Below are 9,510 nucleotides of genomic sequence, written 5' to 3'. Positions count from 1 at the left end.
AGATGCCACCACGTGAGTGGACCATGGCGAAGGCGCAATTTGCCGTGATCTTCGGCGAACGTTTCATCAGAGCCATGGCGGCCTGATGATCAACCGCCCGGCCGCACACGGAAATCCTGACAGTCCCTCTCAATTTGAAATTCGTCTGTCATCAGATCGGTTAGGACGCATCCGATTCCAAGCGTTTCTTTAGAACTGGATTGTCAAAGAGAAACGGCAAAAAACGAACGCGCTGGCTGTTGATGACAGGCCGTTACTACGGTAGCTGAATCGACCGCGCGATTAAGCTCGTGCGACAGTCGAACAACGTAGTGCGTACGAGCTTATCATGGCGAAGAAGACCGACATTATCAACGAATATGAAGCAGCGGCTGTCGCCTTACGCCACCTATATAGCGTCTGTTCGGCAATCCCGATCTGACGACAGGCCTCGTCGGTGGTCCCGCCTCGCCCGACAATCACATCAACCTCACGCAGCTTCGCGATGATCTGTTCCGGCGTAAATCGCTGACGTCCCATATATTTCTCCATTCCTTTCGCCCGCTCGGGCTCTCTTCAGAAATGGACCAATTTTCTCAAGGCAGACCAATTTTATGAAAATCAATCGACCAGCCGCGCAAAAAGTAACGGCCATACTGCGTCGGCGAACAAAAGATCATGGAGGCGCTCAACCGCCAGTGACGTTCATATGGCGTTCGACAGCCGGCTGTGATCGCGCAATGTCGAACTCGTGGCGGAGTGGCTTGGCGGTCATTACGGCATCCAGCGCCGCGTCGATCGCATCCCGGCCACCAACACGCATCGCATCGCGCAGTTCGATGCGCTGGTCGCGGCCGAGACAACCAAAAATGGTGCCAGTAGCCGATATGCGGATGCGGTTGCAGCCGGCGCAGAAATTGTCGGTGAGGGGCGTAATGAAGCCTATCCGCCGACTGGTTTCGGCAACGTCATAATAGCGCGCCGGTCCGCCGGTTCGGTGGAGCGACGGAATCAGGACATATTCGCGCGCCAGCCGACGTTTCACGAGGTCGAGGGGCAGATAATGATTGGTCCGGTCTTCTTCCACCGCACCCAACGGCATCGTCTCGATCAGCGAGAGATCGAATCCCCGTTCGCCGCACCAGCCAACCATTGTTCCGATTTCATCTTCGTTGAGCGCCTTGAGCGCAACCATGTTGATCTTCACGGCGAGGCCCGCGTCTTGCGCGGCGGCGATCCCGGCCAACACCTGGTCCAGGTCGCCGCGCCGGGTGATCGCCCGGAAGCGCTCGTGGTCGAGGCTGTCGAGGCTGATGTTGAGTCTGCGAATGCCATATCGATGGAGGTCGCGCGCGACTGTGGCGAGCTGGGTAGCGTTGGTTGTCATCGTCAGCTCATCAAGGCCGTTGCCGATGTGTTGGCCGATCGCCTCCACCAACCCGACGATGCCGCGACGGACCAGAGGCTCGCCACCGGTCAGGCGGATGCGTCGCACACCTCGCGCGATCAGGGCATCGGCCAGTTCCGCCAGTTCCTCCAGGGTGAGGAGGTCCTGGCGCGGCAGGAACTCCATGCGCTCGGCCATGCAATAACGGCAGCGCAGGTCGCACCGATCGGTGACGGACAGGCGGACATAAGTGATCGTTCGGCCGAAACGGTCGGTCAGGCTGCGCCAAGGCTTCCCTCTATCGGGAGTTGGAGTGGCCGTGAGGCCTTCCCGTTCAGCCATGGCGCACACGTCCCTCCCTGTTCATGGCCTGTTGCCCCTGATCCAGGGATGATGTGGAGGAGTCATCCTTCGTCAGCAGGCTTCGCAGGCAGCCTATCAAATTCGGCAGCGAGATTGGCTGATATGCGCTCGAGGACCGATCGACAGATTTCAACTTCGCGCGGCTCGATGCCAGCAACAGCGACCTTGTTGATGTCGATCGCGTATTGCATCAGCTCCTTTTCGAGCGCACGGCCATGATCTGTAAGAGTAATCCGCAATTTTCGACGATCATCCTTGTCCTTGGCGCGTTGCACCAGCCCTTGCCGAAGCATGGCGTTTATCATGGCGACCGTCGTATTTTCGGTGACGTTAGTCATGTCGCTCAGATATTTTTGGGTCACCCCGTCCCTGAGCCATAGGACACGAAGATAGTACCAGAAACCGGTTTTGAGTTCGTGCTTGGCCAAATAGGCACTCAAGAGCCGATCGAACCGTCGGTGGCAGCGCCGAACCTGATAGCCCAAACTCAGTTCCGGATCGAGTTTGGGGGCGTGCTTCGACATCTGTTCACTCCTGACGGGTTCAACCGATCCTCCACTCGCACAGACGCCGCACGAACGCATCGCAAAACCGTACCCGGCACCCGAAACCCATATTCCTATGATGGTCCTCGGGATATTAAACGTGTCCCGAGGACCATCATGTGAGCAGTAGACTGGCCTCGTGCAGGATGGTTTCTTAGATGCGGAACTCGGCGAAAGTCTCGGGCGCGAACATCTCTTCTATGGTGAGCTGGCGGGGCGACAGGCCCTGCTCGTGATGGTAACGCGTGAATGTCTCGATGACGTGGCGGTTCTTTTCGATGCCATAGGGCCACCATTCCCTGCCCATCGTAGCAATAGTGTCCTCCACTGCGGCGATCTGCCATGGCAACATCGTTTTCAGCGATGCCGACACCAACAATTGTTCATAGCTCAACCGCTGGGCTTCTACGAATGCCTTGTAAAGCGCCTGAGCAATCCATCGATTCTTCTCATACACGTCTCGCCGGATGGCCACGACATGCATGATCGGGAAGATTCCTGTCTTCGCGAAATAGGCTTTTTCAACGTCCACAAAATTGGGGAAGAGGCGCCGAACCTTGCCCGGCTCCGAATAGAAGGTCGACGGCGCCCGCGCAGTATGCAGCGCATCGATCTCTCCATCCGCCAGCATGCGCTTCAAGGTCTGGGTGGGTCCGATCGGCTCGACCTTGAACTTGTCGGGTAGATTGAGCTTCAGCTTCTCCTCGCGCCCCGGCTCCTCTTCACCACCCGTGACGTAGGTGACCGACGCAGGATCAATGCCATACTCGTCCTGCAGGATGCCGCGGATCCAGACCGGAGCCGTCATCTGATATTCAGGCACGCCGATCCGCTTGCCGACGAGATCCTCGGGCTTTTCGATGCCGCTTTTGGCGGAGACGAAAATGCAGGAGTGGCGGAAGAAGCGCGAAGGAAAGACGGGAATGGCGATGAAGCCAGGATTCTCGCGGCCCAGGGTCACGCAATAGGACGACATCGACAGTTCAGCGACATCGAATTCTCGATTGCGCAGCATGCGGAAGAAGGTTTCCTCGACATCCAGAACCTGAAAGTTGAGGTCGATGCCGTCGGGCCGGACCGCGCCCGTCTGGAGGGCTTCGGTGCGGTCATAGCCCCAACAGGCGAGGGAAAGGCTCAGTCTGGTCATTGTCACGGTTTCTCCGATAGAGTGTCGAGAAGTTGGTTGGGCGCTACGTCCGTATTGCGTCGGCTCGATTCGAGGAGCGCGACGCAACAGGCCATGGTATCAAGTCCCCAGCGCCCGTCATGGATCGGGCGGCGAATGCCTAGGCAACCGCCGACAAACTCGTCGATGACTTCCTTGCGCGGCAGGGCAGGGGGCTCGATCGGCTGGAAATCGCGTTCGGTGTCCCCATAAATTGAGAGCCCCTTGGGCGACAGTTTCAGGTCCGCGCGGTCGCAGCTGACGATGATGAAACCGAAATGCTCATGATGCGGCGCTGGCGTGTCGGCAGCGACAGCCGGGACGCCGTATGTGCGCTTCAGTTTGGCTTCGATTTCATCCTGCGATGATAGCGTCGCAAGCCTCTTACGCGCCTCGCCGTAGCGATCCGGGTCCTTGTCATAGCCAAGCTCCGCTATCCACCCCACCAGTTCGTCGCTGTCATAATGCGCATATCCGCTATAGGTCAGCGACGCTGCAGCACCGGCTTCAAATGTCACCAGCGCCGTATAGGCGCCTTCGCTCGGGCGGCTGCTATCCCAGTTGGCGGCGACGGCGCGAACAGATGAAACGGGCTGCCCGACAAGGCGGCGCACGACATCGATCTGGTGCGCCGCTTGGCTGTAGACGACGCCGCCGCCACGGGCGCTATCCAGTTCTTCCGGACGCCTGGGCCGGAACATGAAATCGGTGAAGTTGAGCGCCGTGACCATCCGCACGGCACCGAACCTGCCTGAGGCAACCAATTGCGCGGCAGCCTGTACGGGTGCATCGAAGCCGTGGCTGGGTCCGACCACGAGCACCTTGCCGGCATCGGCGGCGGCGCGCTCTATACGCGCGCAATCTGCAAGCGTTGTCGCCATCGGCTTTTCGACCAGCACATGCTTTCCAGCCCGCAGAGCGGCGATGGCCTGCTCGGCATGCAACTCATGCGGGGTGGCTATATAAACCGCATCGATAACCGGCGAATACAAGAGCGCGTCGAGCGTATCGAACGCCGGCGCGCCGAATTCGTCCGCGAAGCGTTCCCGAGCTTCGCGGCGCAGGTCGAAAGCCCCGGCAAGCGCTACGCGAGAATCGGCCTTCAGCGCGGGCAGAGTGAGCATGAAACCCCGGCCGAGCCCAATGATTCCTAGTCGCAACGCATTTGCCATTCTTTGCCTGCCGCTCCCTTCAACCCGAAAATCAGGCTTGAAAAAGCCATTACTACGATATAGAAGTAATTTCAAGGGCGCATCCTGAGGGTGATTCGTCTTCGTGCCAAGCCAAAATGAGGAGGGTAGCTAATGACTCCGGAACAAAATGATCTGCTTTGCCGTGTGGAGGGCGAGGCCCCAATGGGGAAGCTGATGCGGCAGCACTGGTTGCCCGCCTGCATGATCGAGGACGTCGCCGAGCCAGACGGCACGCCGTTGCGTGTTCGCTTGCTGGGTGAGAACATGGTCGTGTTCCGCAATACGGAGGGGCGCATCGGTGCGCTCGACGAGCTGTGCCCGCACCGGCGCGCTTCCCTTGCCTTCGGTCGCAACGAGGAATGCGGCCTGCGTTGCCTTTATCATGGCTGGAAATTCGATGTGGACGGCAATGCCGTCGACATGTCTTCCGAGCCGGTCGATGCAAAGCTACGCGGCACGATGAAGACCAAGGCATATCCGGTGGTAGAATCTGCTGGTTTCGTCTGGGTGTGGATGGGTGACCCGGAAAATGTCATCCCTTTCAGCCCGCCGAACTGGTCGGCCGCGCCGGCTGAGAAGATCAGCATCGTGAAAATGCATGGCGGCTGCAACTGGGCGCAGGTTCTCGAAGGGTCGATCGATTCGGCGCACAGTTCGAGCCTGCATTCATCGAACATGCCGACGGCCACCGAAGTAAGCGGCTCGACGGCTACGGACACCGCGTGGCTTCGCCCGTCGGCCGACAAGGCGCCCAAGATTGAAGTGCAGAAAACGCCGTTCGGCTTTCGTTATGCTGCTATCCGCAAGCCGATCATCGATGCGGACAAGCAGGACTATGTACGCATGACTCTGTTCCAGGCTCCGTTCACGGTGCACATCCCGTCCAACGACCAATATCATCTGTCACAGATGCTGGTTCCGATCGACGATGTGAACACCATGTTCTATTGGATCGCCTGGCATCCGACGAAGGGCATCAGTCAGGATGCCTGGCGCAAGTTCTGCGGGGCGGAGATTGGCAAGGACGTCGAGCCCGTTACCTTCAAAAAGCGGCGCAACGCCGAAAACAACTATCTGCAGGACCGGGCCCTGATGAAAGCCGGCGACTTTACCGGCATCTACGGCATTCCCTGTCAGGACATGGCGATGTGGGAATCGATGGGGCCGATCGCCGACCGCAGCGAGGATCTGCTCGGCTCGAGCGACAAGGCGATCTTCACCTTCCGCACCCAGATGTATCGCGCCGCCCAGGCTGTTCAGAAAGGCGAGCCGGCACTGGGTGCTGTAGAACCGCGCGTGCCACTGGCGAAGCTCATGTCGTTCGAGGGCATGGTCCCCAAGGGCGATGACTGGCGGCTGATCAACGTCTCCGAGGAGGAGAGGCGCTTGACCGGCGTCTTCGCCGACAAGGAAGAAGTTGAAGATCTGGCGGACGCGGTTTCCTGATGCGTGAGTCGGATTTGATCGCGGGCCTGGATCAGCAACAACTCGACAACTTCGTCGATTATGTTCTGAGTGAGGATCTGGGGAGCGGAGACGTCACGAGCCGTGTGTCAGTCCCCGCCAGCGCGCGCTTTTCCGCCGTTCTGGCTGCCCGGCAACCGATAGTGGTTGCCGGGCTCCAGCTGGCAGCCGCGTTTTTCGGTAAGCTCGACCCCGAGGTCGCTATCGAATTCCTGGTGCAGGATGGGGACAATGTTGCCGCTGGGCAGCCCCTCATGCGAATTGCGGGAAGCGCGCAGCTCATGCTCGCGGCCGAGAGGTCCGCTCTCAATACGCTCCAGCACCTGACCGGCATCGCGACGGTGACGCGATCTTATGCCGAAGCGATCGCCGGTACGGATTGCGTCCTTCTCGATACGCGCAAGACAATTCCCGGTCTTCGGGCGATCGAGAAATATGCCGCCAAGGTGGGCGGGGCGCGGAATCATCGCATGCGTCTGGATGACGGTATCCTGATCAAGGACAACCACATCGCCGCCGCTGGCAGCATTGTCGAAGCGGTCAAGGCTGCGAAAGCCGCCAATACCGGGCTGGAAGTCCAGGTCGAGGTTGACGGGATCGAACAAATCGAGCCTGCGCTGATGGCGGGGGCGGATCGTCTGCTTTGCGACAACATGTCTCCTGCCAAGCTCAAAGAGGCCGTCGCCCTTGTCGGCGGCCGCGTCCCCATCGAAGCGTCAGGCGGCGTGCGGCTCGATACGATTAGGGAAATCGCGTCGACTGGCGTCGATTTTGTATCAGTCGGGCGCATCACCCAAAGTGCTCCCGCGGCCGATATCGGATTGGACTACGCGCTTTCCCCATGAGCCTTGCGCGCCAAGGCGGCGTGGAGGTTTTTCAGTCGATAGCAGACTGCCAAAAAGCATATTTGGAAATTAGAGGACTAATGGAGATTACCGTTACAACGCGCACTGGCGAGCGCGTGACCGTCACACCGAATGGCGCAACCACGTTACTGGAAGCGATCCGCGACGCAGGCATCGACGAGTTGCTTGCATTGTGCGGAGGGTGTTGCTCCTGCGCAACCTGCCATATCCAGGTCGATGAAGCGTTTCTCGATCGCTTGCCACCCATGAGTACGGATGAGGACGATCTTCTGGACTCGTCCGAGCACCGTTGCTCAAGATCTCGGTTATCCTGTCAGTTGACTATCTCTGATGCTCTGGACGGACTTTGCATCACGATTGCGCCGGAAGATTGAGGGCACTTGAGTTCGCAAAGAGAGCTCAATCAGGCTCTTGCCGTTAACCGACGGCGTGACAAGCAAAGCACGGCTTATGTAATCCTGTAAGGAAGCTATCTATCCCATGAGCGAGCGGTACGATGTTCTTATTGTTGGGGCCGGGCATGGGGGAGCTCAAGCCGCGCTCGCGCTGCGCCAGCATAAATATGCGGGAAGTGTGGCACTGCTGGGAGATGAGCCAGATCCGCCATATGAACGCCCGCCGCTCTCCAAGGAATATTTCTCAGGCGAAAAGAGCTTCGAAAGAATTCTCATTCGACCTCAGGCAATCTGGGCCGAGCGCGATATCGAGTTGCAGCTCCTGCGACGGGTTGTGGCCGTCGATCCGGCGGAGCAAAATGTTGTGCTCTCCGACGGAAGCCGCATTGGCTATGGCAAGCTGATCTGGGCAACTGGCGGTGCGCCTCGTCGCTTGAGCTGTTCGGGAAGCGATCTCATGGGTGTCCACAACGTCCGCACTCGTGCTGACGCTGACCGCATGCTGGCCGAGACGCCGAAAGTGCAGAATGTCGTGGTGATCGGTGGCGGGTATATCGGCCTCGAGGCGGCTGCGGTACTCGCCAAGCTCGGCAAGCAAGTGACGGTGCTGGAAGCGATGGATCGTGTGCTGGCAAGGGTCGCTGGTGAACCGCTTTCTCGTTTTTATGAGGCTGAACATCGGGCGCATGGCGTTGAGATCCATTTGAACGCCAAAATGGATTGCCTGATTGGACATGATGGATGGGTAACGGGTGTCCGGATGTCTGACGGCTCGGTCTTACCCGCAGACATGGTTGTCGTCGGCATCGGGATCGTTCCGGCCGTAGAGCCATTGATCGCGGCGGGTGCGGCAAGCGGGAACGGGGTAGAAGTCGATGAATTCTGTCAGACTTCGTTGCCGAACATTTACGCGATCGGCGATTGCGCGATCCATGCCAACCCCTTTGCTGGCGGTCAGCGGATCCGGTTGGAGTCAGTTCAGAACGCCAATGACCAGGCCATAACGGCCGCCAGGCATATTGCTGGTGACGCCGCGCCGTACCACGCCGTTCCCTGGTTCTGGTCGAACCAATATGATCTCAAGCTCCAGACTATCGGGCTTAGCTTGGGATACGATGAAGTCGTCGTGCGGGGCCAGAGCGCAGCGCGCAGCTTCACGCTCGTATATCTTAGCAAGGGTAAGGTGCTGGCCCTTGACTGCGTCAACTCTGTGAAGGACTATGTTCAGGGTAAGGCACTCGTTATCACGCAGGCCACTCCTGATAAATCTGTACTTGCAAACCCTGAGATTCCTATCAAGTCACTTTTGGTGAGTTGATAGAACTGTTGTTATAATAACAATTCTGATAAATTTCTGAGTATATACAAAATTAACTGAAACTTTCTCTTTACACATGTGAAGGTTTTTCTTGTATTTTCTAGAATCAGTTTGGCAGTACATAGACATAGTTGATATGTATTTTTGATTTCGGGTGGCCGGAATTGCATGTTTTGCGACGAAAAGGCAGGTCGTGCCTGCCCGTACTGATTTGCCGCTTACGATGGATAGCATCATGCACGCCTCCGTCCTTATCATCCTGCATGAGGGTCATAAGATGCTCCAGGTCCACGCAAGCGAGGCGGCTTCCTGGAAGGCACTCCTGGGTTTTGTAGAGCAGCAATGGCAGGCCCGCTTCGGTTCGCTTTTGCCACCTCTGGACGAAACGAAGCGGATTGAGGCGTTTTTCAAGGATGAGGGGGATTACCTGATCGGCAAGGTGGACGTATCGGAAATCCGGCAACAAATCGAAGACCAAGACAGCAACGTTCCCGATGCCGGGGAGCAGGTCCGTATTTGAGTGCCTCATATTGGGCGACAGCATCGGGCTGGGGACCGCACGCGCCATCAACGCGAAATATGCCCCCCAGTGCGATGTGCTAGCGGCCGAGCGTGTGCATGCACATCAGATACTTGGATGGCGTTTCCCAACGAAGAAGTACGGCGCATGCGTCTTTTCGGTCGGATCCAACGACGATGCAAGGTCTGATCGTAACCGACCGGTTGAGGCCGCCTGCCTTGCTGTGATGTGAGCGCGTAAGAGACGTCCATAAGGACGTCGTTATGGACGTCCTGAGCCAAAGCGAGGGACGGCGGTGGAGATATTGGGCCGGGA

General features: G+C 58.2%; 9 protein-coding genes and 1 pseudogene. 5 read left to right on the top strand and 5 right to left on the bottom strand.

The features are described from left to right. Positions 1-378: 378 nt before the first annotated feature. The 5 genes and pseudogenes from EWH12_RS23015 to EWH12_RS20835 form a co-directional block, all read right to left on the bottom strand. Positions 379-519: pseudogene (locus tag EWH12_RS23015) on the bottom strand (transposase); the annotation flags it as partial. 148 nt (positions 520-667) lie between these two features. Continuing rightward, positions 668-1,708 carry a GTP 3',8-cyclase MoaA gene (gene moaA, locus EWH12_RS20850; protein WP_051034329.1) on the bottom strand — a complete coding sequence of 347 codons (1,041 nt, stop codon included), beginning with the start codon at positions 1,706-1,708 and terminating at the stop codon, positions 668-670. Positions 1,709-1,770: 62 nt separating this feature from the next. After that, entirely contained in the window at positions 1,771-2,253 is a 483-nt protein-coding gene (locus tag EWH12_RS20845; RefSeq protein WP_017184796.1) for a MarR family winged helix-turn-helix transcriptional regulator, read from the bottom strand. Between the two features lie 175 nt (positions 2,254-2,428). Further along, complete coding sequence (locus EWH12_RS20840) at positions 2,429-3,421, bottom strand: PhnD/SsuA/transferrin family substrate-binding protein (RefSeq protein WP_017184795.1); 993 nt, start codon at positions 3,419-3,421, stop codon at positions 2,429-2,431. Positions 3,422-3,423: 2 nt separating this feature from the next. After that, positions 3,424-4,686: a Gfo/Idh/MocA family protein gene (locus tag EWH12_RS20835; RefSeq protein WP_230461514.1), complete on the bottom strand. Its 1,263-nt coding sequence runs from the start codon at positions 4,684-4,686 to the stop codon at positions 3,424-3,426. Between the two features lie 57 nt (positions 4,687-4,743). Between EWH12_RS20835 and EWH12_RS20830 the strand changes: the two genes are divergently transcribed. The 5 genes from EWH12_RS20830 to EWH12_RS20810 all read left to right on the top strand — a co-directional run bounded on the left by EWH12_RS20830 (position 4,744) and on the right by EWH12_RS20810 (position 9,195). Continuing rightward, positions 4,744-6,078, top strand: a complete 1,335-nt coding sequence (locus EWH12_RS20830; RefSeq protein WP_017184793.1) for a Rieske 2Fe-2S domain-containing protein — start codon at positions 4,744-4,746, stop codon at positions 6,076-6,078. Continuing rightward, on the top strand, positions 6,078-6,941 hold the full coding sequence (nadC, locus tag EWH12_RS20825; RefSeq protein WP_017184792.1) for a carboxylating nicotinate-nucleotide diphosphorylase: 864 nt from the start codon (positions 6,078-6,080) through the stop codon (positions 6,939-6,941). Before EWH12_RS20830 ends, nadC begins: the two co-directional genes overlap by 1 nt. Positions 6,942-7,021: 80 nt before the next feature. Beyond that, entirely contained in the window at positions 7,022-7,336 is a 315-nt protein-coding gene (locus EWH12_RS20820; protein WP_037478039.1) for a 2Fe-2S iron-sulfur cluster-binding protein, read from the top strand. A 106-nt stretch (positions 7,337-7,442) separates the two neighbouring features. Then, positions 7,443-8,675: an NAD(P)/FAD-dependent oxidoreductase gene (locus EWH12_RS20815; RefSeq protein ID WP_017184790.1), complete on the top strand. Its 1,233-nt coding sequence runs from the start codon at positions 7,443-7,445 to the stop codon at positions 8,673-8,675. Positions 8,676-8,910: 235 nt separating this feature from the next. Then, positions 8,911-9,195 carry a hypothetical protein gene (locus EWH12_RS20810; RefSeq protein WP_230461513.1) on the top strand — a complete coding sequence of 95 codons (285 nt, stop codon included), beginning with the start codon at positions 8,911-8,913 and terminating at the stop codon, positions 9,193-9,195. The last annotated feature ends 315 nt before the right edge of the window (positions 9,196-9,510 follow it).

This window comes from Sphingobium cupriresistens (genome assembly GCF_004152865.1).
GTDB classification, from domain to species: Bacteria; Pseudomonadota; Alphaproteobacteria; order Sphingomonadales; family Sphingomonadaceae; genus Sphingobium; species Sphingobium cupriresistens.
Note: the sequence above shows the minus strand (reverse complement) of the source record. Positions and strands in the feature narration are given on the sequence as shown.